Below are 25,843 nucleotides of genomic sequence, written 5' to 3' on the forward strand. Positions count from 1 at the left end.
TTCAACGGAAGCCTAACATGACAGAGATAACCATACGCCCTATTCAGGAGAAAGACAATAAGGAAGTTGCCGAAATGATTCGTCACGTCCTCGTCGAGAAAGGAGCGCCTAAGGTGGGCACTGCTTACGAAGATAAAGCCCTGGATCAGCTTTTTGAAACCTACCACAAAGAAAGATCAGAATATTTTGTGCTTTTGGAAGGCGACAGGATTTTAGGCAGTGCAGGTATTTCACCCTTAGACAATGGAGACCCAAAGGTTTGTGAACTTCAGAAAATGTATTTTGATCCCAGCGCCAGGGGTCGGGGATTGGGTATGCAGATGATGAAAACCTGCCTCGATTTTGCCAGAGCTCAGGAGTTTCAGGTATGCTACATAGAAACCTTGCCGAGCATGAAAGCAGCCCAGAAACTTTATCAGAAAACAGGATTCGACTACATTTCTGATAGAATGGGCGATACGGGTCATTATTCCTGCACGATTTTTATGAAAAAAGAATTAAACTGATAAACAATGGAAAAGATTGCAATTATAGCTCACGATGGGAAAAAACCAGAAATGGTCAACTTCCTCAATAAAAACCTGGAAAAGCTTAAAAAAGCAGAACTTGTCGCTACAGGGACCACGGGAACTCACGTTGAAAACACAGGGCTTAAAGTTGAAAAAAAACTTTCCGGACCTATTGGCGGAGATGCTCAAATTGCAGGCATGGGGGCAGAGAAAAAGCTGGCTATGATTTTGTTTTTTAGAGATCCGCTCGGTAAGCATCCCCATGAGCCGGATGTACAGATGCTCATGAGAATTTGTGATGTTCACAATATTCCTATCGCCACAAATCCAGCAACGGCTCAATTGCTTATCGATGCTTTTTTTAAGGACTAATCTTTCGTGATAGCCTTCAAAATCAATTCCATAATCTCATCCGGACAGCGCATGGGTCTGCCGGTGGACTGCCTGACAAATACCAGGACAGTCTGTCCCAGGGTAAGCAATTCTTCGTGCTCATTCCTGATTTCATAATCAAATGTAATGGTTGCACTCGGTAACTGATGAAGGCTTGTCCTGACCTTTAAGATATCTCCAAATTTTGCCGGTTTTTTGTAATCTACCGTTAATTTATTCAAAGGTAACATCACACCGCTATCTTCCATTTTTTGATAGTGCATTCCCATTATTTTTAGCCAGTCTACTCGGGCCTGTTCAAAATAAATAGGATAAACAGAGTGATGTACCACTCCCATTTGGTCGGTTTCGGCATACCTGACCTCCAGTGTTGAGGTGGTAAAAATCGGTTTTATTTCTTTATAATTTTTGCTCAAAATTTATGTATTAACATCTCTTTAAGTATAGGTAGAAAAAACTAGAAATTCAACCTAAATTTTATTTTTTTATTAAAAAGTTTGTGCACATATTTGTGGTTCAAACAAAGCGAGATCATCTTTGTTGAAATTCAGTCTAATACAAATTACTTAAGTTTAACTATGTCAAAATCAGCATCTTCGGTTTGGGAAAACTGTCTTACTTTTATTCAAGATAACATCTCAGATCAAGCTTATAAAACTTGGTTTCAACCCATTAATGCTGTGAAACTCAATGACAATGCTTTAAGTATTCAAGTGCCTTCAAAATTCTTTTATGAGTGGTTAGAGGAGCATTATGTTGACTTGCTGAAAGTTGCACTTACCAAAGAGCTGGGGAAGGCTGCGAAACTGGTTTATGTCATCCGCATGGAAAATGCCGAGGGTAATAAACAGCCCTTTACCGAAAAAATTCCAAGTACCCAGAGATCCAATGTGCATTCACAATCAGTAGATTTTCCTGCCCGGCAAAAAAATCCGGAATTGAGAAATCCTTTTGTGATTCCTGGAATAAGAAATTTAAAAATCGATTCTCAGTTAAATTCAAATTATAGTTTTGATAATTTTCTGGAGGGAACTTCCAACAGGCTGGCCAGGTCTGCAAGTCTTGCTGTAGCCAACAAACCCGGAGGGACCTCATTCAACCCACTGCTTATTTTTGGAGGAGTTGGTTTGGGAAAAACACACTTAGCACACGCCATAGGTTTGCAGGTCAAGGATAAGTTCCCTGATAAAACGGTCCTTTATATTTCGGCTGATAAGTTTACCCAGCAGCATATTGATGCGGTTTCCAAAAACAACAGAAATGATTTTATTCATTTTTACCAGATTATAGATGTTCTTATCGTCGATGATATTCAATTGATTTCTGGTAAAAAAGGAACTCAGGATGTCTTTTTCCATATTTTCAATCACCTGCACCAAAACGGTAAACAAGTGATTTTGACCAGTGATAAAGCCCCTGTCGATATGCAGGATATTCAGCAGCGTCTCTTATCCAGATTCAAATGGGGGCTTTCTGCAGAGTTGGAACAACCGGATTACGAAACGCGTATTAAGATTATCAAAAATAAACTCTACAATGATGGGGTGGAAATGGCCGATGAGATTTTAGATTACATCGCCTCTCGCATCACCACCAACATCAGGGAGCTGGAAGGTGCCATTATTTCATTGATTGCTCATTCTTCATTTAGCAAGACTGAAATCACTATCGATCTTGCTGAGCAAATCGTAAAAAACTACGTTAAGAATAATAAGAAACCTATTTCTCTGGATGATATTCAAAATGTGGTTAGCGATTATTTCCACATTGAGATTGATGAATTACAATCTAAAAGCAGAAAACGCAATGTCGTCCAGGCCAGACAGATCGCTATGTATTTTGCCAAGGAAATCACCAAAACATCGCTGACTAACATTGGCAGACACATTGGCCAAAGAGATCATTCTACCGTTTTGCACTCCTGTAAAATCGTTTCCAACTTACAGGATTCGGACAAGCAGTTTAGAAAATTTATCCAGGATCTTGAGGTTAAATTCAAGCAGTTATGACCAGGATTTTGATGGTATGTCTAGGAAATATCTGTCGTTCTCCACTGGCGGAAGGTATCTTAAAGTCCAAACTCGACTCCTCAAAATTTGAAATCGATTCTGCGGGAACCTCAAATCAACATGAAGGTTCCTTGCCAGATCAACGCTCTATCGAGGTTGCGAGTGACCATGGACTGGACATCACCGATCAACGGGGCCGGCCTTTCACAAGAGAAGATTTCAAGACTTTCGACTATATATATGTGATGGACACTTCCAATTATGAAGATGTACTGGCTTTAGCTGATACTCAGGAAGACCGCGACAAGGTAAGCCTGATATTAAATAAGATCTTCCCCGGCGAAAACGAAAGTGTTCCCGATCCTTACCACAACTCAATAGATGGTTTTAAACAGGTTTATCAAATGCTGGACGAATCCTGCACTGTCATAGCTCAGGAGCTGGAGAAGTCATAATCTAAAACTAATTTTATTTTATAGAAATGGAAAACGTTAAGAAAAAAGGCAGACTCTATCTTATCCCAAATCGACTTGGAGATTTACCGCCTTTAGAAGTACTTCCGCTTTCTATTCGAAAAGTGATTAGTGAAATTGATCATTATATTGTTGAAAATGAGAAAGTAGCCAGGCATTTTATCAAAAAAATTGTACCTACAAAATCTCAGCCTAATCTGGAATTCAAACTCCTTAATAAATTCACTTCCGACCTGGAAATCCCAGAATTTTTAAGTGCCTGTGAGGAAGGAATCCATATGGGACTGATTTCGGATGCGGGTTGTCCCGGCGTAGCAGATCCCGGAGCTCAGGTAGTGGCTCTGGCGCATCAAAAAGATATACAGGTGGTTCCTTTGGTTGGGCCTTCCTCTATTTTGCTTGCCCTGATGTCTAGCGGACTCAACGGACAAAGTTTTACTTTTCATGGCTACTTGCCTATCGACAATCAGGAGCGCAAACAGTTTGTGAAGAAAATAGAAAGAGCTTCCATCGAACTGAATCAGGCTCAGATTTTTATTGAAACGCCTTACCGGAATAACAAATTGCTGATTAGTCTTATTTCTACACTGCAGGCTTCTACCAGAATTAGTGTTGCTGTAGACCTAACCTTATCCACAGAATTTATTAAAACTCAAACGGCGGCCGAGTGGAAGAAAACTTCCATAGATTTGCACAAAAGACCAGCCATTTTCTTAATTCAGGGTTAGGAGACCAATGCGCTTGTTAAATTTAATTTCCTTTGGAAAAAGACGCTTACAAAACCATAGATCGTCCCGGTTCAGAAATTCTTTTCAAGGAAAAGGCAAGCAAGTTTTTTGGATATGCCTTTCCTGTATCTTCTGAAGAGGATGTGGAATTGGCCCTTCTAGATTTAAGATCCAAACACAATAAAGCGGGTCATTTTTGCTATGCCTGGCAAATTGGCGAAAACTACGAGCATTACAGAGTCAATGACGATGGGGAGCCCTCCAATTCTGCGGGCATGCCAATCCTTGGCCAGTTGCAAAATTTTGAAGTCACCAATATTTTAGTGGTTGTAGTCCGGTATTTTGGAGGAACCAAGCTTGGCGTCGGCGGCTTAATTTCAGCTTACAAAACCGCTGCGAAGCTGGCTTTAGAGCAGGCTAAACTTATTTCTAAAACCATCAAACTTGATTTTGATGTGGTTTGTGACTATGATAAAATGAATCTGGTGATGAGGTTGGTCAAGGAATATGATTTGACCATTTTAGAGCAGGATCTGAAGCTGGATTGCCGTTTCAAAATCGGGGTGAGGAAAAAGGAGTTTGACAAAATTTTCGACAAATTCGATGCGGTGTTTGGTTTTGAAGTTTCCAGTAAATCTAAGTCTGAAGAAGAATGACAAATTTGAAAATGCTTAAGAAGGAATTCCTGGAAGACCTTTCTTCTGTTTACGATAGGGATGAAGCTGCAACTTTTTTTTCCTGGCTTGCAGAAGACCTATTCGGTTTGAAAACCCATGACCTGTTGCTCAATGCGGAAGCCGATCTTGACGAAACTCAGCTTTTAAAATTTGAAGAGGCCAGGGAAAGACTGAAGAACGAAGAGCCTATTCAATATATTTTAGGCTATGTAGAATTTTTGGGTTTGAAGCTGAAAGTCAGTTCGGATGTATTGATTCCAAGGCCGGAAACAGAAGAGCTTGTTCAGTGGATACTGGACGATTACCAGTTCTCCCGGCTTCAGTTGAATCTTATAGATTTAGGAACCGGAAGTGGCTGTATTCCTATCGCCCTGGCCAAACACCTGCATCAGGCCAAAATTAAAGCCTTTGATATTTCTGCTGCAGCATTACAACTAGGGGCATCGAATCTGCTCAGAAGCCTTGGAGAGGAAGGCTTAAAAACAAAGGGATCATCCATAGAATTTATACAAGCCGATATACTGGAACTCGAACGGCTCCCTGAAGCAGACCTCGTGGTTTCCAATCCACCTTATGTGAAGCGTGATGAGCAAGTGCAAATGAAAGCCAATGTATTGAAGAATGAGCCGCATCTCGCCTTATTTGTAGAGAATGAGGATCCTCTGATATTTTACAGAAAAATAGCTGAATTGACTTCCCAAATGACTAAAACGCCAGTGGTTTATCTTGAAATCAATCAATACTTAGCCCAGGAAACCTGCCGGTTATTTGAAGATTTTGGTTTTCAGCATATTGAGCTGAGAAAGGATTTTAGAGGGAATGACAGAATGCTAAAAGCTTATTAAACTTAGTCGAATGCCGGTTTTTAAGACTGATTTTCAAAGATTTTGGTTTAAATTTATACCTCAGATTAACGTCATTAATTTTTCGATTTCATGGATGCAAAACACAAGATAGAACAGCTAAGATCAGAGCTTCATGAGCATAATTATAACTATTATGTTTTGGATAATCCTGAGATTTCTGATTATGATTTTGACATGAAACTGAAGGAGTTACAGGAGCTGGAGCAGGCCCATCCGGAGTTTTACGATTCCAATTCGCCAACGATGAGGGTCGGTGGTGAAGTGACCAAAAGCTTTAAAACGGTGGTACATGATTTCCCGATGTATTCATTGTCAAACTCCTACTCTAAAGAAGATCTCGAAGACTGGGAAACCCGAATTCAGAAAATCATAGAGGAACCCGTAGAATTCACCTGTGAACTCAAATACGACGGTGCATCCATCAGCTTAACCTATGAAAACGGTGAGTTTGTAAGAGCCGTGACTCGTGGAGATGGCACCCAGGGTGACGAAATCACCCAAAACGTAAAAACCATAAGATCGGTTCCCTTAAAACTCAAAGGAGACGATTATCCAGAACGCTTCGATATCCGCGGAGAAATTGTATTGCCGTATGAAGGCTTTGCAAAACTCAATGCCGAAAAAGTAGAGCAGGGCGAAGAGCCTTATGCCAACCCCAGAAACACAGCCTCCGGCAGCCTGAAGCTTCAGGATAGCGGAGAAGTTGCCAAACGGCCTTTGCTGTGTTTGTTATACAATCTGACAGGTGAAAACCTGGGTGTAGAGACTCAAATGGAAAGCTTAACTAAAGCACGAGCCTGGGGATTCAATGTTCCGGAAGAAGCTCAGCTCGCCAAATCCATGAAAGCCGTTTTTGAGTATATCGACTACTGGGATAAGCACAGGCGTGACTTGCCTTACGAAACCGACGGTGTTGTCATCAAAGTAAACAGTCTTCAGCAGCAGGACGAGCTGGGTTATACGGCAAAATCTCCACGCTGGGCGATGGCCTATAAATTCAAGGCCGAGCAGGTCTCAACGCTGTTAAATGAAATCACCTACCAGGTTGGCAGAACCGGTGCCATTACACCAGTAGCCAATTTAGAGCCTGTTCAGCTGGCTGGGACCACCGTAAAACGTGCCTCTTTACATAATGCCGACCAGATTGAAAAGCTGGATGTAAGAGAAGGCGATGTGGTGTTTGTTGAAAAAGGAGGTGAGATCATTCCTAAAATTATCGGAGTGGATTTTACACAGCGAAATCCGGATTCTAAACCCACCGAATACATTAAAGCCTGCCCGGTTTGCGAAACACCTCTGCAACGCAAAGAAGGGGAGGCGCTTCACTTTTGTCCAAATTCGGAGGGCTGTCCCCCTCAGATTATTGGTCGTATTCAGCACTTTATTTCCAGAAAAGCTATGGATATCGAAGGTCTTGGCGGGGAGACCGTGGCTTTACTTGTGAAAGAAAACCTAATCGAGGATTACGCCGACCTGTATACCCTGAAAAAAGAAGATGTGCTTCCCCTGGAACGCATGGCAGAAAAGTCAGCTGAAAATTTGATTCAGGGCATTGAAGCTTCCAAAGACGTTCCTTTTGAAAGGGTGCTTTTTGGTTTGGGAATCCGGTATGTTGGTGAAACGGTAGCTAAAAAGCTGGTAAAAGCTTATAAAAGCATCGATGTTCTGGCTGCCGCAAGCTTTGAAAATCTGGTGGCTGTCGATGAAATAGGAGAGCGTATCGCGCAGAGTGTGGTCGAATTCTTTGAGGATGGAGCCAATAAAGAACGCATCCTCAGACTTCAAAACTATGGACTCAACCTCGAAGTTTCTGAAGAGGAGTTAGAAAATCAAAGTCAGAAGCTGGCAGATTTAAGCCTGGTTATTTCCGGAGTGTTTGAAAAAGTTTCCAGAAAGGAGCTTCAAAACCTGATAGAAACCCACGGCGGAAAAAATACCAGTTCCATTTCAAAAAAGACAGACTACCTGGTGGCCGGAGACAATATGGGTCCTAGCAAACGCACTAAAGCAGAAAATCTTGGTGTGAAAATTATTACTGAAGATGAGTTTTTGAACATGATCGAAGATTAGGAAGTACAAAGTAAGAAGTACAAAGTAAAAAGGTCTTTCTTAAATAGGGATGGGCTTTAAACTTCGACAACTAAACTTTCATGCTCTGTTTCACCGGCTTCGTCGAAGTAAAAATCGATTCGTCCTACATTGATGCCACCCCAGCCCACCTGATTGACGAGGACTTTCCTGCCCTCCAAATTCTCGACAAGACTTGGTTTTTCCAGGAAGGTATGGGTATGTCCGCCGATGATAAGATCGATGTCCTTGGTAAGTGCCGCCAGTTTCAAATCATCGATTTTATCAGAGCGGTAACTATAGCCTAAGTGCGACAGGCAAATCACTAGGTCACAGTTGAGGTCCTGTTTTAAAATCCGGGTTTGTTCCTGAGCGATTTCCACAGGATTGAGATATTCGGTTTCCTTGTAGAGGTCCTTGGAAACCAGACCTTCCAGTTGAATTCCCAGACCAAAAACCCCAACGTTTTGGCCGTTTACCTCATAAATTTGATGAGATTTCACCAGGCCGTCCAACACGGTGTTGGAGAAATTATAATTTGAACTGAGCAGGTCGAATTCTGCATGCTGCAGCTGTGCAGCAATATTCGCAATACCGTTATCAAACTCATGATTTCCAATGGTAGAGGCATGATAGCCCAGTTTACTCATCAATTTATATTCGAGTTCACCCCCGTAAAAATTAAAATAAGGCGTGCCCTGGAATGCATCTCCCGCATCGAGAACCAGCGTGTTTGGGTTTTCCGATCTCACCTGCTGGATGTAAGTGTATCGTCTGGAAACGCCTCCAAGATTGGCGTATCGGCTGTCATTGGCCGGAAAAGGATCGATATGGCTATGCACATCGTTGGTGTGTAAAATGGTGAGGTGTTTTGAAAACGCAGAAGGTTTAAAAGCACTCAGGACTCCCAGCCCTCCTGCTGCCAGAAAACCAGTGGCAGCCCCCGTTGTTTTGATAAATTTCGATCGATTCATGCCTTTAGTTTTGAAGTTGAATAAAACGTTGATCCCTGACTGGTGCTATCGTATCCTTTTTTTTGAAGTAGTCGATAAACAGATTTCTCAGTTTGTAATCCAGGCCCTGAACGTTTCTGGCGCTAAGGAAAAAATCCATTTTATCGCCGCCTTTTGCCAAATAGTCGGAGGTGGCTACGTAGTAGGATTTCTTCTGATGTTGCGCTCCGTTTACTTTAAATTCACTCAGGTTGCCTTGAGCATCCAGAATCACCTGAAGCCCTGAGATGGGGTGAGCTGCTTTATCCTGAACCAGATAATCAACCAAAGCCTGAAGTTCATCTGAAGTCAATTCGACTACCACAACTTCATTTTCAAAAGGCATGATGTTGTAAGCTGTCCTGGTGGTGATGTCTCCGGCATTGATCCCCCCGCGAATGCCTCCGTAATTCAAAATCACCAGGTCAAAACTATGTCCTGTCCGTTCTTTAAACAGGGGGGTGGCCATCTCAAAAACGGCATCTGCCATCATGTTTCCAATAGAGGTGTTGAATCTGGCCTCAGCCTTATACATCGCATTAGGCGTGTAGGAAAGCACGCCTTCCATTTCTTCTTTAATTCTCCTGCGGTAAGGGGCTATAAAGGTTTCCAGTTCTTTATTTTCCGCAATAGTGTCGGAAATCAAAATTTGTTTGCTCTCTATGCGGGTCAGTTTCTGGGGTGCATCTGCACAGGACCACAGCACCGAAAGCAAAAACAATAGACTGAGTGTTTTCATCAGGATCAATTTTCGGTAAATATAATAGGTTTGAAAATTAACTTTAGCTTGAATTTGCTAGAATTAGGGAGTTTAAATGCTATTTTTATTTCGTGTTCTCAAAAGACATTAAGGATTTAATTTTGGTATTTTTGCAAAACTGTTTTAATATAATTTATGGAAATCCCGCTGCTTAAGGAAATTGTTGTCGTTTTAGGCATTTCTATTGTCATTATTTTAGCGTTTCAAAAGCTGAAAGTGCCTTCGATTCTCGGATTTTTATTTGCGGGTATTATCGTAGGACCAAGTGCGTTTAACCTGTTGAGTTCTAGGCATGAGGTAGAGCTGCTTTCAGAAATAGGCATCATCTTTCTGCTCTTCATCATCGGTATAGAATTGTCCTTTAGCGGATTGATGAAAATTAAGAAAACGGTATTCGTAGGAGGTGGTCTGCAGGTTGGAGGCACCATCTTGATAACTGCTTTAGTGGCTATGGCCCTAGGTATAGATCTTAACACAGCTGTATTTATCGGGTTTTTGATCTCCTTAAGCAGTACAGCCATCGTTCTTAAAATGCTGCAGGAGAAAGGTGAAATAAAGTCTCCTCATGGAAGAATAGCGTTGGGAATTCTTATTTTTCAGGATATCATTGTCGTACCCATGATGCTTTTGACGCCTATTTTGGCCGGAAAGGCCGAAAATATAGGAGAAACCCTGCTTATTCTTTTAGTTAAACTCATAGGAGTTGGTCTGGTGGTTTTCGTGCTTCAAAAGTATGTTGTGCCTTTCATTTTTAAACTGGTTGTCAAGTCAAAAAACAGAGAATTATTCATTTTAACGACCATCGTGTTTTGTTTTTCTGTGGCCTGGCTGACGTCCTCTGTGGGTCTCTCGCTGGCTCTGGGTGCTTTCTTTGCAGGATTGATCATTTCAGAATCGGAATACAGTCACCAGGCTACGGCCAATGTTCTTCCGTTCCGAGAGATCTTTATAAGTTTCTTTTTTATCTCGGTAGGTTCTCTTTTGGACATCCACTTTTTTATAAATAATGTGGTTTATATTTTGCTTTTTGTACTGGCCGTTTTGATTATTAAAGTGGTTATTGTAGCATTTGTGGCCCTGTTCCTTCAAAACCAGCCAAGAACGGTGTTTTTGTCGGCCTTTAGCATTTTCCAGGTGGGAGAATTTTCACTCTTGCTTTCCACCGTAGGTTTGCAGAATGATTTATTGCCCGATGCATTATACCAGTATTTCCTTGCGGTATGCATCATCACCATGGCCTTGACGCCTTTCGTGCTGCAAAAATCTCATAAGATGTCAGATTTTCTCCTCAGAGCGGCCATTCCAAAGCGGGTGAGAAAGCGCATGAATAAACGAAAAATCGATAGCAGCAGTCAGGAAGTCGATTCTGACCACGATTGGAAAGACCATGTGATTATTGTGGGTTATGGAATCAATGGTCAAAATATTTCGCGAGTTACCTCTCATATTGATATTCCCTATGTGATCGTGGATATGGATTATGAAGCTATCAAACTGGCAAAACAAAAAAACCAGCCTGTCATTTACGGTGACGCTTCCGATCCTGAAATTTTAAAGCATATCCATATTCAGAAAGCCAGGGTAGTGGTGATCGCTATTTCAGATCCAGGTGCCACCAAAAAGATTATTTCTTCGGTTCGTTTATTCTCTCAGACGGTTTACATTATCGTAAGAACGCGATATGTTAAAGAAATTGAAGAGAATATGAAGATTGGTGCAGATGAGGTGATACCGGAAGAATTTGAAACCTCTATCGAAATTTTTACGCGAGTGCTAAGACAATACATGGTCACTCAGGGAGATATTGAAAATATAGTTACCAGCATCAGGTCTTCAGATTACCAGATGTTAACCAGTATCAAGCCAACATCTACCAATGCGGTTTTCCAGCAACTGAATATTCCGGATAAAGAAGTGGCGACGCTTCATGTTCAGCATGGGAATAATAATATTGCCGGAGCTTCTATAGGAGAATCTGGAATCGGTAAAAATTATAATGTGACAGTTTTAGCCATAAAACGGGGTAGAAAGTACATCTCGGATATTAATCCGGAGACCAGAATTGAAATAGATGATTTGGTGTATATTTTCGGAGCACCAAAAGCTATAAATGCATTGAACAAAGTCATAAAATTTTAGTCTAAGTGAGTAACACTATTCAGAAGAAATCGTTCAATAAAAAATTAAAATCATGAAAAACCTAGTATTAGCCTTAGCTGTTTTAGTCAGTGTAATAAGTTGTAAATCGGTTTCGCAAAAGGAAAATGACCTTGTTGAGGTCGAAATTTTTGTGAATGAAATCGAAAACGACAGAGTAAAAGTAAGCATGAATCCCGGACCGATAAGTTCAGATTCGCTTAAATTCTACCTGCCAAAAACAGTTCCCGGCACCTATGAAATTAATAATTACGGTCAGTTTGCCAGCGATCTTATCGCATTTGATTATAAGGGTAATGTCATGGAAACGACCCGTGAGGATGATAATACCTGGGTAATTTCCAATTCTTCAGACTTCGACAAGCTTATTTATGAAGTGGATGATTCCTATGACATTGAAGGCGAAGGTGGTGTGTTTTCTCCGGCAGGAACCAATTTTGAAGCTGGAGATAATTTTATGCTGAATTTGCATGCGATGGTCGGCTACTTTGAAGGTGCTAAAGAAATTCCATACAAAATCAATATTCACAGACCTTCTTCTTTAGCAGCTTCGGCTTCTCTACCGGTTATCAAACAAACAGATAAAGGCACATATGTGATCGATGAATTTTCTACAGACAGATATTTTGGAGTGATAGACCATCCTATTTTGTATTCTGAACCCGATACGACCAGCTTTGATATCGACGGCATGAAGGTCTTGTTAAGTGTTTATTCTCCCAATGAGGTTCACACTACCGAAGACCTGAAGCCGGCTCTGGAAACGATGGTTCAGGCTCAGAAATCCTTTTTAGGTGAAATGGATAACACCAATGTGTATGCGATTTTGTTATACCTGTCTGATATGGAAAATCCGGATGCACGTGGATTTGGCGCTTTAGAACACCATACTTCTACAAGTGTGGTTTTGCCGGAAACCATGACCCTGGAACAACTGGAAGAAACGATGACCGATGTGGTTTCTCACGAATTTTTCCACATCATTACGCCTTTAAACATTCACTCCAGGGAAGTTCATTATTTCGATTATAACGATCCTGAAATGTCCAAACATTTATGGATGTATGAGGGGGTTACCGAGTATTTTGCTAATTTGTTTCAAATCAATCAGGAATTGATTTCCGAGGACCAGTTTTATCAGCGCATGAATGATAAAATCGAAACGGCCATGGCATTTGATGATACGATGGCGTTTACAGAAATGAGTGAGAATATACTGGAAGAAGACTATAAAGACAGTTATTATAATGTGTATCAAAAGGGAGCCTTGATAGGCATGGCTTTGGATATTCGCCTCAGAGAATTGAGCGGCGGGCAAATGGGGCTTTTGGATTTGATGAAAAAACTGGTTTCTAAATACGGAAAAGACAAACCCTTTGAGGATGATGCTTTAATTCCTGAAATCGTTGCGATGACCTACCCTGAAATCCAAAGCTTTTTTGACAGCTACGTTTCCGGCAACACGCCCATACCTTACGATGAATTTTTCGCTAAAGTAGGTGTGGAAAAAACGGAAAGCCTTTCCAAGACCGGTTATTTTTTAAATGGAAACACTCCGTTTATAGACGTCAACCCGAATGATGGGGCGGTCTTTTTCAGAGAAAGTTATCCGATGAATTCATTTTTCAAAGACCTGGGAGTCAAGGGAGGTGATGTGATAAAGTCAATCAACGGCACTGAATATAGCTTAGAAAATATAAGAAATCTTATCTCGACTTCCATGGCCTGGCCAGAAGGGGAAGACTTTACGATGATTGTGATAAGAGATGGGGAGGAAGTGACTTTAGAAGGAAAAACCGCCCAGCCTTATGTCAAAAAAACAAGTTTACAGGCGGTTGATTTGGATAGCGATAATCCCAAATTCGAATTGCGACAGGCCTGGCTGAAAGACTGATTTTTTTTAATTAGAAAAACTTGATAATCACTTATATTTGAACTAAAATTTAAAGTTGCTCAATTCCATTCAAACCTATTTTATAAAGAAGAGATTGAACTCTTCAAAAGGCTCTGAGTCTCTTGATTTTTCAGAATCCAAAGTGGGGCTTTTGTATAATGAAGACGTATCCGACAAAGATCAGCTCCTGGAACGTATGGCAAAGAATTTTGATGTAGATTCCTCCGAAATTCATGTTTTGGGATTTAGCAGAAAAGCCTATGCGAAGGAAAAGCAACCGGATTTTGTTTTTTTGAAAAAAGACTTCAGTCTGCTTGGTCAAATCCAGTCTGAAGTCATCGCTGAATTTTTAGCGACTCATTATAAATTGCTTTTTAATTTTTTCGGCAAGGATGAAATTTATCTCGAGCGCATTGCACAGCTAACACAAGCCAAATTAAAATTGGGTTTTAGCGAATCTAATCAAAACGTAAATGATCTTTTATTAGATTTGGACCCTAAGGATTTGAGCTTTTTTGAGGAGGGTTCAAAATATATTAAACACATAATTTAAACAGACATGACACAGTTTTTGGGGACAGGCGTTGCGCTGGCAACTCCCTTTACTAAGGAGAATGAAGTAGATGAAAATGCCTTAAGGCGTTTGGTCCAGTTTCAAATTAAAAATGGAGTAGACTACCTGGTGGTGATGGGTACTACCGCAGAAAGTCCAACCTTAAGCAAGGTTGAAAAACAAAGGGTAAAGCATATTATAAAAACCGAAAACAACGGGAAGTTGCCCCTGGTTTATGGATTGGGAGGAAACAGTACTTCGCAGCTGGTAGCGGATCTGGGTGAAGAAGACCTCGAAGGATTTGATGCGATTCTTTCAGTATCTCCATTTTATAATAAACCAAGTCAGGAAGGAATTTATCAGCATTTTGCGGCGGTTTCAGAAGCCTCTCCACTTCCGGTTATACTGTATAATGTTCCGGGGAGAACAGGTTCCAATATGTTGCCGCTTACCGTGAGGCGCTTAGCGAATGATTTTGATAACATCATTGGGATTAAAGAAGCCTCCGGAGATATCGTGCAGGCTATGCAGATGATAAGAGATACACCAGAAGATTTTTTGGTTATATCGGGAGATGATATGATTACCCTGCCCATGCTGCTTGCGGGAGGAGCTGGTGTGATTTCTGTGATGGCCCAGGGTTTTCCTGCTGAATTTACCAGACTGGTAAATTTTGGAATGCAGAAAAAGGCCGAGGAGGCTTATAAAATTCAATACCAGTTGATGGATGGTATAGACCTTATTTTCAAAGAGGGAAATCCATCTGGAATCAAATCGGTTTTGGAACTGAAAAGGATAACAGAAAGTTTTGTAAGATTACCCCTGGTCAAAGCGAGTTCCGAATTAAATTCAGCACTAAGCGTTTTTATCAAACAGTTGAAATAGCCTGGAATCTATTGCATTTTTATTATCGAAGATTTATCCCTAATTTTGCACGATATTTAAGTTTATGAAGCGATTATTAGTTCTCTTGATTATTACTGTTGGATTTTCATCCTGTGGTGAATACCAGAAGGTATTGAAAGAAAAGGAGATTTCACCGAAATACGAAATGGCCAAGCAGTTGTATGAACAGGGTTTGGAAACGGGAAAGAACAGATATTTTCGTAAAGCCATCCGTTTATTTGATCAGATTTTGCCTCAATACAAGGGGAAGCCTGCGGGAGAGACCGTAAGTTATATGAATGCTAATGCGCATTATTTGGTAGGGGATTATTTTTTATCGGGTTACCTTATGGAACGTTTTACAAAATCCTATCCCAACAGTGAAAAGGTAGAAGAGGCTTTTTTCAAAAGTGCAGAAAGCTTCTACAAAGTTTCCCCGGTGTACAGTAAAGACCAGGAAGACACCTATAAGGCTTTAAACAAACTTCAGTTTTATATCAACACCTATCCTGACGGAGAATACTTTATAGCTGCCAATGACATGATTCAGGAACTGAGTCAGAAAATTGAAAGGAAATTTTACGAAATAGCCAAGCAATACCATCATACAGAGCGCTATAAAGCAGCCATACAGTCCTTTGATAATTTTACTCTCAAGTTCCCGGGGTCCAAATTAAGAGAACAGGCTCTTTTCTATAAGTTTGAATCTGCTTATATTTTAGCCATCAACAGTGTCTCTTATTTAGTTCCTGAACGACTGGCTGAAGCCCTGCTATACTATGAGGACTTTATGAAATACTATGGTGATACGGAAAGTGAATTTTTAGAACAGGCCAAAACCTACGCTCAAGACATAGAACAACGCACAAATACCCAAATAGAATTATGAATTCAAATATCAAACACACCAACGCTCCAATAAGCACGACGACGATCAACAAGAACAAAGTTGATGCTGCTACTGGTAACATTTATGAAGCGATTTCTATCATTTCTAAACGTTCCAACCAGATTAATGTGGAGATGAAGAAAGAGCTTTTGGAAAAATTAGATGAATTTGCAACCTATAACGAAAACCTCGATGAGGTTTTTGAAAACAAGGAGCAGATCGAAGTGTCTAAATATTACGAAAGATTGCCAAAACCGCATTCTATAGCCATGGATGAATGGTTAGATGATAAAATTTACTACAGAAATACCAAAGAGAATACTGAAGAGTAATACGTATTGCAGATGAGTATTTTAAGCGGCAAGCATGTCCTTTTAGGAATTACGGGTGGTATTGCCGCTTACAAATCTGCTTTTTTGGTAAGACTGCTTAAAAAATCGGGGGCCGATGTAAAAGTAATCATGACGCCTGAGTCTGAGCAATTTGTCACTCCGCTTACCCTGTCAACACTTTCAGAAAATCCGGTGGTTTCTTCGTTTACCGATGAAGAAAAAAACTGGAACAACCATGTGGAACTTGGATTGTGGGCAGACCTTATGCTAATAGCACCAGCAACGGCGAATACCTTATCGAAAATGGCTGCCGGAAATGCCGATAATCTTCTACTCACCACATATCTATCAGCCAAATGTCCAGTGTATTTTGCACCCGCCATGGATCTGGATATGTATAAGCATGCGTCATCCAAAGCAAGCATCGAAAAACTGATCGGCTTCGGGAATAAATTCATTAAGCCAGAGTCTGGTTATCTTGCCAGTGGTCTTCGTGGTAAGGGGCGAATGGCCGAGCCGGAAAATATCATTCATTTTTTAGAACAGGATATACTGTCCCAGCTTCCGCTGTCAGGAAAAACAGTAACTATTACCGCAGGACCCACCTATGAAGCTATTGATCCTGTTCGGTTTATAGGTAATCATTCCAGCGGACAAATGGGTTTTGAACTGGCAGACCAGGCTTTAAAACTCGGGGCGATGGTCAATCTGATCACCGGTCCCACCCACTTAAAACTCACCCATAGCCATTTGAAAAGATTTGATGTGGTAAGCGCTCAGGATATGTTTGAAGCGGCCACAGCAAATTTTGAGAATTCTCATATTGTAATCGCTGCCGCAGCGGTTTCAGATTATAAACCCAAAACCCAGTACGATCAAAAACTAAAGAAAAGTGAAGATTCTTTGCGAATAGATCTGGAACCCACTCCAGATATTCTAAAGCATTTAGGCACTTTGAAAACTCATCAGATTTTAGTGGGTTTTGCCCTTGAAACCCAAAATGAAGAAGAGCATGCTAAAGCTAAACTAAAGAAGAAAAATTTAGACTTTATCGTTCTAAATTCCTTAAATGATAAAGAAGCGGGGTTTAAAAAAGAAACCAATAAAATCAAAATCATAACAAATTCAGAAATCATTCGTTTTGAAGCCAAGCCCAAAGCCGAAGTGGCTAAAGATATTTTGGATCACCTTTTGAAAATTAAAGACTAATGCATTTCAAATCATTTTTACTGGTTTTATGTTTTCCTTTACTGGCCTCCTCCCAGGCTATTGAGGCTGAGGTCTATTTGGATGCACAACAAACCGGTAAAACGCAACTTAGCGTTTTCAATACCCTGGAGGAAGATATTACCGAGTTTATCAATAGTACACAGTGGACAGACTCCAACTACCAGCCACACCAGCGTATAAAGTGTAGTTTTAATATTTTGGTACAGTCCTATGATGCCGATAACTTTCAGGCAACGCTTCAGGTCCAGTCTTCCCGTCCCGTCTTCGGTTCTACAATGAATTCCATTCTGTTGAATATAAAGGATGATGATTTCAATTTTATTTATAAAGAATTTGAGCCTTTAAATTACAATCCAAACGTCTTTACCAGTAATCTCATTTCTACAATCAGTTTTTACATTTATACCATTCTGGGTTACGATGCCGATACGTTTATGGAAGGTGGCGGCGACGCGTTTTATGAAGAAGCCAGGAAAATCGTAAATGTCGCCGGACAAAGAGGGGGTATAGGCTGGAGGGATGCAGGTATCTCTCAAAGCAGGTTCGGAATTAACAGGGACTTGCTTTCAGGTAATTTTTCAAATTTCAGAAAAGCCTTGTACGTTTACCACAGAAAGGGGCTGGATGTAATGCACGAGGATGTTTCAGCCGGAAAAGAAAACATTCTGACCGCCATTAATCTGGTTTCTCAGAATTCAAAAAGTCGGCCGAACGCGGTTTTATTCAGGTTGTTTTTTGATGCCAAAGCCGATGAAATTATGCAAATCCTGGATGGTGGTCCGGAAATGGACATCAGCTCTACCATGAATACGCTGAATCAGGTGGCTCCTGTTCACAGTACCAAATGGAGGAGGATAGACAATTAATTCTAATGTGGATCCCTCAATATTTAGTAGATTAGCCTTCATATTAATGTCTTAAATTTTTATTTGTGCTTAGAGTTCTTGGGATCAAAAATTTTGCTCTTATTGAAGACATCAGTCTTGAGTTCACAGATAATTTTTCAATTATCACTGGTGAAACAGGGGCTGGTAAATCCATTATTCTTGGCGCCCTTTCTTTGCTTTTAGGGAAGAGGGCAGACCTGAATTCCATTAGAAATTCTGATAAAAAATGCGTTATCGAAGGTCAGTTTTCTGTTGGAGCATTTCATCTGCAGTCGCTGTTTCAAAGCTTGGATTTGGATTATGAAGAGGAGACGATTATAAGACGTGAAATCCTGCCTTCGGGTAAATCCAGGGCTTTTGTCAACGATACGCCTGTTAAACTTTCGAATTTGAGCGAGTTAGGCGTTCATCTCATAGACATACATTCTCAGCATGAAACGCTTTCCATCGGAAATCAGGAGTATCAGTACGCTGTTTTAGATACAGTAGCTCAAAATTCAGACCTTAAGCTTGATTTTCTGAAAAATTACAAACGTCTGAATGCTCTCAAAAAAGAATATGACGAGTTAAAATCCAGGCAAATCAAAGCCGATGAAGCTTACGATTACAATGTGTTTTTACTTTCAGAACTGACCGAAGCCAAACTGAAGCCCGGGCTTCAGGATGAGCTGGAATCTTCGCAAAGCAAGCTGAGTCATGTAGAAGAACTTCAGGAAAAGCTAGGCCAGTCTTACCAGCAACTCGATGAAGAAACCATAGGGGTGGTGGCTCAGTTGAGAGAAATCAACCTGCAGCTTAGAAAAGCTTCTCAGCTGGATCCGGGTCTGAGCGAACTCCAGCAGCGTCTGGAAAGCATCTTGATAGAAGCTGAAGACATCAGCTCTGAAACTCAGACTCAGCTGGAATCTCTGGATGCCGATCCGAAAGCCCTGGAAGAGGTAAATGAGAAGCTTCAATTGATTTATACCTTACAAAAAAAGCATCATGTTTCGGACCTTGAAGGCCTGATGCGGGTTAAAGAAGAACTCGAGCAGCAGGTCTCTGTAAAAGAAAATGCTGAAAGAGAACTGCAGGAGTCCGAATCACAAATTAAAAAACAAGAAGAAGAGCTTTTCAGGCTCGCTGAGGAGCTTTATAAAAGCAGATTACATACGACAGAAACGATTTCTAAAGTGGTGGAAGTCATGCTGGGTGAATTAGGGATTCCTGATGCTAAGCTTAAAATTGAAGGGACTTTAAATTCAAGCTTTAGTTCAAGAGGAGCAGATCATTTTGAATGGCTGTTTTCGGCCAACAAAGGGAGTGCGCCTCAGGATATCAAAAAAGTGGCTTCGGGTGGGGAAATGTCCAGAATTACCTTAGCTATAAAAAGTTTACTGGCTCAGTATGAAAACCTGCCAAGTATCATTTTTGACGAAATTGACACTGGAGTTTCCGGCGATGTTGCGACAAAAATGGGAGTGATTATGAAAAAGATGTCGGCTTCCTTACAGGTAATTTCAATTACCCATCTGCCTCAAATAGCAGGCATGGGTCAGCAGCACTTTAAAGTGTATAAAACCACACACAACGAAAAAACACAATCCAATATCAAAGTGCTTAGCCAGGAAGACCGGGTGAATGAGCTTGCCGAAATGCTGGGTGGGGATAAAACCTCTGAATCTGCTCTGGCACATGCTCAATCTTTGTTAAAATGATTAACTTTACAGCATTGAATTAAAAATAAAACTATGTCATATAATTTATTGAAAGGAAAACGCGGAATTATCTTTGGGGCCTTAGACGAAAATTCTATTGCCTGGAAAACAGCCGAACGCGCTCATGAGGAAGGCGCTGAATTTGTTCTTACCAATGCTCCGGTAGCATTAAGAATGGGGACCATCAATACACTTGCTGAAAAAACTAATTCTCAAGTGATTCCGGCTGATGCTACGAATGTTGAAGATTTAGAAAATTTAATCGAAAAAGCTCAGGAAATCCTTGGTGGGAAACTGGATTTTGTATTGCATTCTATCGGCATGTCTATCAACGTCAGAAAAGGAAAGCATTATACCGATCAAAACTACGACTGGACCCATAAAGGTTTGGATGTTTCGGCCATGTCTTTCCATAAATTGATGCAGACGCTTTACAAAAAAGATGCGATGAATGAGTGGGGTAGTATTGTGGCTCTTACGTATATGGCTGCTCAGCGTGTGTTCCCAGATTATAACGATATGGCAGATAACAAAGCTTATTTGGAATCTGTAGCCAGAAGTTTTGGGTATTTTTTCGGAAAAGATAAAAAAGTGCGAGTGAACACCATTTCACAGTCTCCTACGCCAACTTCTGCAGGACAGGGTGTGAAAGGCTTTACAGGATTTATGAATTACGCAGAAAAAATGTCTCCACTTGGCAATGCAACTGCACTGGAATGTGCTGATTATACACTGACCTTATTTTCAGACTTAACCAAAAAAGTAACGCTTCAAAATCTATTTCACGATGGTGGCTTCTCCAATATGGGAGTGAGTCAGGAACTCATGGAAGCGATGGAGGAGTAGTCGTGCTGAATTCATCATAATCAATCCTGAAGCTTTGCTTCGGGATTTTTTATTTATAATATCTTTACAGTATGGTAGAGCTTTACTTTTCGTTTGTCATTCCCGTTTATAACCGTCCCCAGGAAATCAAAGAACTTCTGGAAAGCCTGTGTCTGGTTCCGGGTGCTTTTGAAGTCGTAATCGTGGAAGATGGATCGGAGGAAAGCTGTGAAGAGGTGGTGAAGGACTTTAAAGAAAAATTGAATATTTCATATTATTTCAAGAAAAATACAGGCCCCGGGGATTCCAGAAACTATGGGATGGAAAAGGCGAAAGGGAACTATTATATCATTTTAGACAGTGATGTCATCATTCCTGCCGGCTATTTGAAGGTAGTCAGGGAAGCTCTGACGGAAAATTACCTGGATTGCTATGGCGGAGGTGATAAGGCTTTAGATAGCTTTACACCTGTTCAAAAATCTATAGATTACGCCATGACTTCGCTATTGACGACTGGAGGAATACGTGGAAGCGATCAATCCATGCGTTCCGAATCCTACGAGCCCAGAAGTTTCAATATGGGTATTTCCAGGCTGGCTTTCAAGGAATCCAAAGGCTTTAGCCGCATACATCCCGGGGAAGACCCGGATTTATCGATTCGTCTCAAGCAGCAAAATTTCAAAGTTGGCTATATTAAGGGAGCGCATGTCTATCACAAGCGAAGAACAGATTATAAAAAATTTGCCCGACAAGTTTTTAAGTTTGGCCTTGTGAGACCGATTTTGCTGGCTCGTTATCCTGAGACTTCAAAAGTCACTTACTGGTTCCCGTTTTTTTATACCTTGATGCTGGTCCTGGGGTTGATTTTGCTTCTTATTAAACTTCATTTTCTTATTTATTTCTATGCTTTATATAATTTTCTATTGTTTTTAGATGCCTTGTTTAGTCATAAACACTTTAAAATAGCTATATTAAGCGTATTGGCTGCGAATATTCAATTTGTAAGCTATGGCGCAGGATTTGTTTGGAGTTATTTCAAAATTCATATCTTGAGACAAATACCTGAAAATACATTTCCCAAATTATTTTTTAGTAAATGAGTAAATACACACAGATTAAAAAAATAAAAACCAATTTTCAAAAAAGAAACTACAAGGCCTTTTTCTTTTTTTTAGGTTTTACACTTCTCATTTGGATTTTTGTTCAGATGTCGAAAACTTATGAACATGAGGTAGAATTGACCTTCCAGCTTAAGGAAATTCCTCAGCATATGGTTTTTGAAAATAAGACTAAAACAGTAAGCGTTCAGGTTGAGCAAACGGGATTTAAAATTTTATCCATAACACTCTTTAATTCCACCTTGGACTTGAATTTTGACCAACTCGATTCACTTGATAATGCCTATACCTACAGCCTTGAAGCCAATACCTCAAAAATTGCTCAATCTTTGGATCTTTCTGAAAGGGCTTTAGAAATAAAAGAGGAAAAGCTAAGCTTTGACCCCTATAAATTGTCAACTAAAAAGTTAAGAATCAAACCGAATATCCAGGTCAATTTTAATAAAGGCTATGATTCTATTGCAGACTTTATTTTTGACCCGCCTTTTGTAGAAGTTTCCGGAAATGATTCTATTTTAAAAACGCTGGAATACATTACCACCAAGGAAAAGATTTTAAAAGAGGTTTCAGACACCATACAGGGAGAGATTAAAATTCAAAAAATAGATTCTGTTTCTATCAGGTATCTGGTAGAGACTGTAAACTTTACTTTGCCTGTTGTAAAATTTACGGGAGGCAGTTTTGAAATTCCAATCCATTTAGAAAACGACTCACTTGCCAATGAACTCGTTATTTTTCCCAAAACAGTAAAAGTAAATTTCACCACGAGTCTTTCCAATTATGAAAGAATAGATGAGTCCGGTTTTAGGGTGATTGCTAAATATGAGCCTGATGAAAATTTTATGTTCCTGGACCTGGTGAAACAGCCAAAGCAGGTCAAAAGCGTTTCTTTAGAGAATTATAAAGTCGATTATTTAATTAAAAAATGATAAAAGTTGGCCTTACGGGGGGAATAGGAAGCGGCAAAACTACGGTGGCCAGGATGTTTCAGGACTACAAGGTCCCCGTATTCATAGCGGATACTGAGGCCAAAAAGATACTGGACGATGTTAAAGTGGCTTTAGAAGTATCGAAAACCTATGGTCTAAAACTGACTTCTGAAGGTTTGATTCATAAACCAGATTTGGCGGCTATTGTTTTTAACGATGAAAAAGCGCTGGAGCGCTTAAATTCCATCATACATCCAAAAGTACACGAACGTTTTAAAAGCTGGCTCAGCGAGCAAAATGCTGCGTATATCATTTACGAAGCAGCGATTATATTCGAAAAAAATCGAGCTTCAGACTTCGACTTTACGGTATTGGTGACAGCTCCCGAGGAAATCCGGATAAGCCGCGTTATGGAAAGAGATCAGGTGAGTTATGAAGATGTGAAATCCCGAATGAAAGCACAATGGCCCGAGTCCAAAAAGAAAAAACAGGCTGATTTTATAATTGAAAATATTAATTTAAAACAAACTCGGCAACAGGTTAAGGAACTTCATGAGAAATTTTCAATTATTTCATATAAATAGCGCAATTGTCTTGTTAACTTTCGGTTAAACACCGACAAAGCATTTTGTTAAAATTGTAATTTTGGCAGAATGAATAAACGCATATTTACATTCATAATTATACTGATGAGTGTTTCCTTAATAGGAATCATTTTCGTTCAGGGCTACTGGATTAAAAATACGGTAGAAAGCAACGAAGAGCAGTTTTCAATGGGTGCAAAGCAGATTCTTATCAACGTTGTTCAGCAGCTGGAAAAGGAAGAAATAGATAAGTATTACTTCAAATTTGCTTCCATAGCAGATTCTAAAACCCCCATAAGAACTCAGCTGAGTGAAATATTCCAATTACCTGACGATGGAATTTCAACGGAATATTTTATGTATTCCAACTCCTTGTTCCAGGAAGATTATAAAATTGCATCTCCATTTTTAGCAGAAAACCAAGATTCCATAGAATTTAAAAAATTGATTAACCGTAAGGTAACGGCAGTGATGAGGCGGGATAACTTTGATGGAAGTAATCTTAATGCAATGGAGCGTTACGAAAGAATCAGCAATCTGGGAGAGGAGCAAAAATATTTGTGGATGGATGCGATCAAAGAGATGGCTTCGAAAATTCCAATACACAAGCGTGTGGATACCCTGGAAATCAAAAAACTGATCGATGAACAAATGCAGAAGCGCAATTTGAAATCCGATTATGATTTTGGAATTTACAGCAATGCTCTATCTACCAAAGTGAGAACAGCCAGCTTTGAACTGAATTCACCTTCTACCTACGGTATACCTGTTTATTCTTACAACGATGAATTTTCAGATTATCAGTTGTTTATCAATTTTAAAGATAAAAACAAGCAGATTTTATCATCCATAGCCTTAATGGGAGGTCTATCAGTTATGTTTACCTTAGTCATTGTTCTTGCCTTTTCTTCAGCTATTGGTCAGCTGATAAGACAAAGACAGATATCTCAGATTAAAACGGATTTCATCAACAATATGACGCATGAGTTTAAAACGCCTATTGCTACCATTAATCTGGCTTTGGATTCTGTAAAAAACCCGATGATTTCCAAAAATCCTGAAGCTGTGGATCGGTACATGAACATGATTCGGGAAGAAAATAAACGAATGCATGCCCAGGTAGAAAATGTTTTGAGGATTTCTAAACTCGAAAAGAATGAGCTCGATATTGAAAAGGAAAAACTGAATCTGCATGAGATTATCGAGGATTCTATCAGTCACATTAGTCTGATTGTGGAAGACAGAAATGGAAGTATAGAAACCGATTTTAAAGCTAAGCGGGATACTATTTTAGCCAACGATTCACATTTTTCTAATGTGATTGTCAATATTCTGGATAACTCGGTAAAATATTCCGCCGAGGCTCCCGAAATTAAAGTGACCACGGAAAATGTAAATAATTACGTTGTTTTGATTATCTCCGATAAAGGAAGTGGAATGTCAAAACAGGTGCAGAAAAAAATATTCGATAAATTTTACAGAGAACATACAGGAGATGTGCATAACGTAAAAGGGCATGGTCTTGGATTGGCTTATGTAAAACGAATCGTAGACGATCACCACGGAGAAATTTCCGTTAAAAGTGAGAAAGGAAAAGGAAGTTCATTTATAATTAAATTACCATTAATATCATAAATATATGGAAACTGAAAACAAGAAAATTTTATTAGTAGAAGACGATCCGAATTTCGGAATTGTATTAAAGGACTATTTGTCCATGAATGATTATGATGTCACTCATGCCAAAAACGGTATGGAAGGCTTCGAAAAATTTAAAAAAGGAAATTACGATCTCTGTATTTTAGACGTGATGATGCCCTATAAAGATGGCTTTACCTTAGCCAAGGAAATAAGAGCCAAGAACGAAGATGTTCCCATCATATTCCTTACTGCCAAAGCGATGAAGGATGATGTGTTGAAAGGATACAAAGTTGGAGCAGATGATTATTTGAATAAGCCATTTGACAGTGAAGTGCTTTTGATGAAAATTAAAGCCATCATGCAGCGCAAGAATTCCGATACATTAGCAGACAGCAAGCAGTTTGAATTTGAAGTCGGTAATTTCCACCTCAATTCCAAATTGAGATTCTTAACTTACAAGGATGAGGAGCCTATAAAACTATCTCCGAAAGAGAACGAATTACTGCGTTTACTTGCTTTGTATGAAAACGATTTGATGCCAAGAGAGCTTGCATTAACCAAGATCTGGAGAGATGACAACTACTTTACCTCAAGAAGTATGGATGTGTATATCGCCAAATTGAGAAAATATCTGAAAAAAGATGATACAGTGGAAATTTTGAATATCCACGGTGAAGGTTTCCGTCTAGTCGTTAAAGGCTCTGACGGGAAAGGTGCTTAATAAGCCACTTTTTTCAGTTCCTAAATA

Annotated in this window: 26 protein-coding genes; 23 read left to right on the forward strand and 3 right to left on the reverse strand. The window is 39.9% G+C overall.

The window, feature by feature from the left end; translation table 11 throughout:
* Positions 1-17 precede the first annotated feature (17 nt).
* Positions 18-506 (forward strand): GNAT family N-acetyltransferase, encoded by a 489-nt coding sequence (locus tag G3567_RS02880; protein WP_164004293.1) that lies wholly within the window; start codon positions 18-20, stop codon positions 504-506.
* A 6-nt stretch (positions 507-512) separates the two neighbouring features.
* Entirely contained in the window at positions 513-881 is a 369-nt protein-coding gene (locus tag G3567_RS02885; protein ID WP_164003829.1) for a methylglyoxal synthase, read from the forward strand.
* Here G3567_RS02885 and G3567_RS02890 read toward each other — a convergent pair.
* On the reverse strand, positions 878-1,318 hold the full coding sequence (locus G3567_RS02890; protein ID WP_164003830.1) for an acyl-CoA thioesterase: 441 nt from the start codon (positions 1,316-1,318) through the stop codon (positions 878-880). The two genes, G3567_RS02885 and G3567_RS02890, sit on opposite strands and share 4 nt — an antisense overlap.
* A 162-nt stretch (positions 1,319-1,480) precedes the next feature.
* Between G3567_RS02890 and dnaA the strand changes: the two genes are divergently transcribed.
* From dnaA to ligA, 6 genes are all read left to right on the forward strand, one after another.
* Complete coding sequence (gene dnaA / locus G3567_RS02895) at positions 1,481-2,911, forward strand: chromosomal replication initiator protein DnaA (protein WP_164003831.1); 1,431 nt, start codon at positions 1,481-1,483, stop codon at positions 2,909-2,911.
* The gene (locus G3567_RS02900; RefSeq protein WP_164003832.1) at positions 2,908-3,366 is read left to right on the forward strand and encodes a low molecular weight protein-tyrosine-phosphatase; all 459 of its coding nucleotides are present in this window, start codon (positions 2,908-2,910) and stop codon (positions 3,364-3,366) included. Before dnaA ends, G3567_RS02900 begins: the two co-directional genes overlap by 4 nt.
* Positions 3,367-3,392: 26 nt before the next feature.
* Positions 3,393-4,112, forward strand: a complete 720-nt coding sequence (locus G3567_RS02905) for an SAM-dependent methyltransferase (RefSeq protein ID WP_164003833.1) — start codon at positions 3,393-3,395, stop codon at positions 4,110-4,112.
* Positions 4,113-4,144: 32 nt separating this feature from the next.
* Positions 4,145-4,768, forward strand: a complete 624-nt coding sequence (locus G3567_RS02910; RefSeq protein ID WP_164003834.1) for an IMPACT family protein — start codon at positions 4,145-4,147, stop codon at positions 4,766-4,768.
* Entirely contained in the window at positions 4,765-5,634 is an 870-nt protein-coding gene (prmC, locus tag G3567_RS02915; protein ID WP_164003835.1) for a peptide chain release factor N(5)-glutamine methyltransferase, read from the forward strand. Before G3567_RS02910 ends, prmC begins: the two co-directional genes overlap by 4 nt.
* Before the next feature lie 90 nt (positions 5,635-5,724).
* A complete protein-coding gene (gene ligA, locus G3567_RS02920; protein ID WP_164003836.1) occupies positions 5,725-7,725 on the forward strand; it encodes an NAD-dependent DNA ligase LigA in 2,001 nt (666 codons plus the stop codon).
* 56 nt (positions 7,726-7,781) lie between these two features.
* On the opposite strand, the gene G3567_RS02925 is transcribed toward ligA, so the two are convergent.
* Together G3567_RS02925 and G3567_RS02930 are read right to left on the reverse strand one after the other, a co-directional pair.
* A complete protein-coding gene (locus tag G3567_RS02925; RefSeq protein WP_164003837.1) occupies positions 7,782-8,696 on the reverse strand; it encodes a bifunctional metallophosphatase/5'-nucleotidase in 915 nt (304 codons plus the stop codon).
* Between the two features lie 4 nt (positions 8,697-8,700).
* Positions 8,701-9,453 carry a 5'-nucleotidase C-terminal domain-containing protein gene (locus tag G3567_RS02930; RefSeq protein WP_164003838.1) on the reverse strand — a complete coding sequence of 251 codons (753 nt, stop codon included), beginning with the start codon at positions 9,451-9,453 and terminating at the stop codon, positions 8,701-8,703.
* A gap of 156 nt (positions 9,454-9,609) precedes the next feature.
* Here G3567_RS02930 and G3567_RS02935 point away from each other — a divergent pair, with 156 nt between their 5' ends.
* The 15 genes from G3567_RS02935 to G3567_RS03005 all read left to right on the forward strand — a co-directional run bounded on the left by G3567_RS02935 (position 9,610) and on the right by G3567_RS03005 (position 25,816).
* On the forward strand, positions 9,610-11,613 hold the full coding sequence (locus G3567_RS02935; RefSeq protein WP_164003839.1) for a monovalent cation:proton antiporter family protein: 2,004 nt from the start codon (positions 9,610-9,612) through the stop codon (positions 11,611-11,613).
* 52 nt (positions 11,614-11,665) lie between these two features.
* Entirely contained in the window at positions 11,666-13,525 is a 1,860-nt protein-coding gene (locus G3567_RS02940) for a M61 family metallopeptidase (RefSeq protein WP_164003840.1), read from the forward strand.
* A 55-nt stretch (positions 13,526-13,580) separates the two neighbouring features.
* The gene (locus tag G3567_RS02945; protein ID WP_164003841.1) at positions 13,581-14,078 is read left to right on the forward strand and encodes a DUF6913 domain-containing protein; all 498 of its coding nucleotides are present in this window, start codon (positions 13,581-13,583) and stop codon (positions 14,076-14,078) included.
* 6 nt (positions 14,079-14,084) lie between these two features.
* Entirely contained in the window at positions 14,085-14,963 is an 879-nt protein-coding gene (dapA, locus tag G3567_RS02950) for a 4-hydroxy-tetrahydrodipicolinate synthase (RefSeq protein WP_164003842.1), read from the forward strand.
* Positions 14,964-15,027: 64 nt separating this feature from the next.
* The gene (locus G3567_RS02955; protein WP_164003843.1) at positions 15,028-15,852 is read left to right on the forward strand and encodes an outer membrane protein assembly factor BamD; all 825 of its coding nucleotides are present in this window, start codon (positions 15,028-15,030) and stop codon (positions 15,850-15,852) included.
* On the forward strand, positions 15,849-16,184 hold the full coding sequence (locus G3567_RS02960) for a DNA-directed RNA polymerase subunit omega (RefSeq protein WP_164003844.1): 336 nt from the start codon (positions 15,849-15,851) through the stop codon (positions 16,182-16,184). Before G3567_RS02955 ends, G3567_RS02960 begins: the two co-directional genes overlap by 4 nt.
* Before the next feature lie 12 nt (positions 16,185-16,196).
* Entirely contained in the window at positions 16,197-17,393 is a 1,197-nt protein-coding gene (gene coaBC, locus G3567_RS02965; protein WP_164003845.1) for a bifunctional phosphopantothenoylcysteine decarboxylase/phosphopantothenate--cysteine ligase CoaBC, read from the forward strand.
* Positions 17,393-18,280 (forward strand): type IX secretion system protein PorD, encoded by an 888-nt coding sequence (gene porD / locus G3567_RS02970; RefSeq protein ID WP_164003846.1) that lies wholly within the window; start codon positions 17,393-17,395, stop codon positions 18,278-18,280. The genes coaBC and porD overlap by 1 nt, the downstream gene beginning before the upstream one ends.
* 65 nt (positions 18,281-18,345) lie before the next feature.
* Entirely contained in the window at positions 18,346-19,998 is a 1,653-nt protein-coding gene (gene recN / locus G3567_RS02975; RefSeq protein ID WP_164003847.1) for a DNA repair protein RecN, read from the forward strand.
* Positions 19,999-20,031: 33 nt separating this feature from the next.
* A complete protein-coding gene (locus tag G3567_RS02980) occupies positions 20,032-20,844 on the forward strand; it encodes an enoyl-ACP reductase FabI (RefSeq protein ID WP_164003848.1) in 813 nt (270 codons plus the stop codon).
* Between the two features lie 71 nt (positions 20,845-20,915).
* Positions 20,916-21,923: a glycosyltransferase gene (locus G3567_RS02985; protein ID WP_164003849.1), complete on the forward strand. Its 1,008-nt coding sequence runs from the start codon at positions 20,916-20,918 to the stop codon at positions 21,921-21,923.
* A complete protein-coding gene (locus G3567_RS02990) occupies positions 21,920-22,870 on the forward strand; it encodes a YbbR-like domain-containing protein (protein WP_164003850.1) in 951 nt (316 codons plus the stop codon). Before G3567_RS02985 ends, G3567_RS02990 begins: the two co-directional genes overlap by 4 nt.
* A complete protein-coding gene (gene coaE, locus G3567_RS02995; protein WP_164003851.1) occupies positions 22,867-23,454 on the forward strand; it encodes a dephospho-CoA kinase in 588 nt (195 codons plus the stop codon). Before G3567_RS02990 ends, coaE begins: the two co-directional genes overlap by 4 nt.
* Before the next feature lie 69 nt (positions 23,455-23,523).
* Positions 23,524-25,089, forward strand: coding sequence for a sensor histidine kinase (locus tag G3567_RS03000; protein WP_164003852.1), 1,566 nt, complete (start codon positions 23,524-23,526; stop codon positions 25,087-25,089).
* A gap of 4 nt (positions 25,090-25,093) precedes the next feature.
* Complete coding sequence (locus G3567_RS03005) at positions 25,094-25,816, forward strand: response regulator transcription factor (RefSeq protein WP_093366267.1); 723 nt, start codon at positions 25,094-25,096, stop codon at positions 25,814-25,816.
* Positions 25,817-25,843 lie beyond the last annotated feature (27 nt).

Source organism: Psychroflexus aurantiacus (genome assembly GCF_010820555.1).
Taxonomy (GTDB): Bacteria; Bacteroidota; Bacteroidia; order Flavobacteriales; family Flavobacteriaceae; genus Psychroflexus; species Psychroflexus aurantiacus.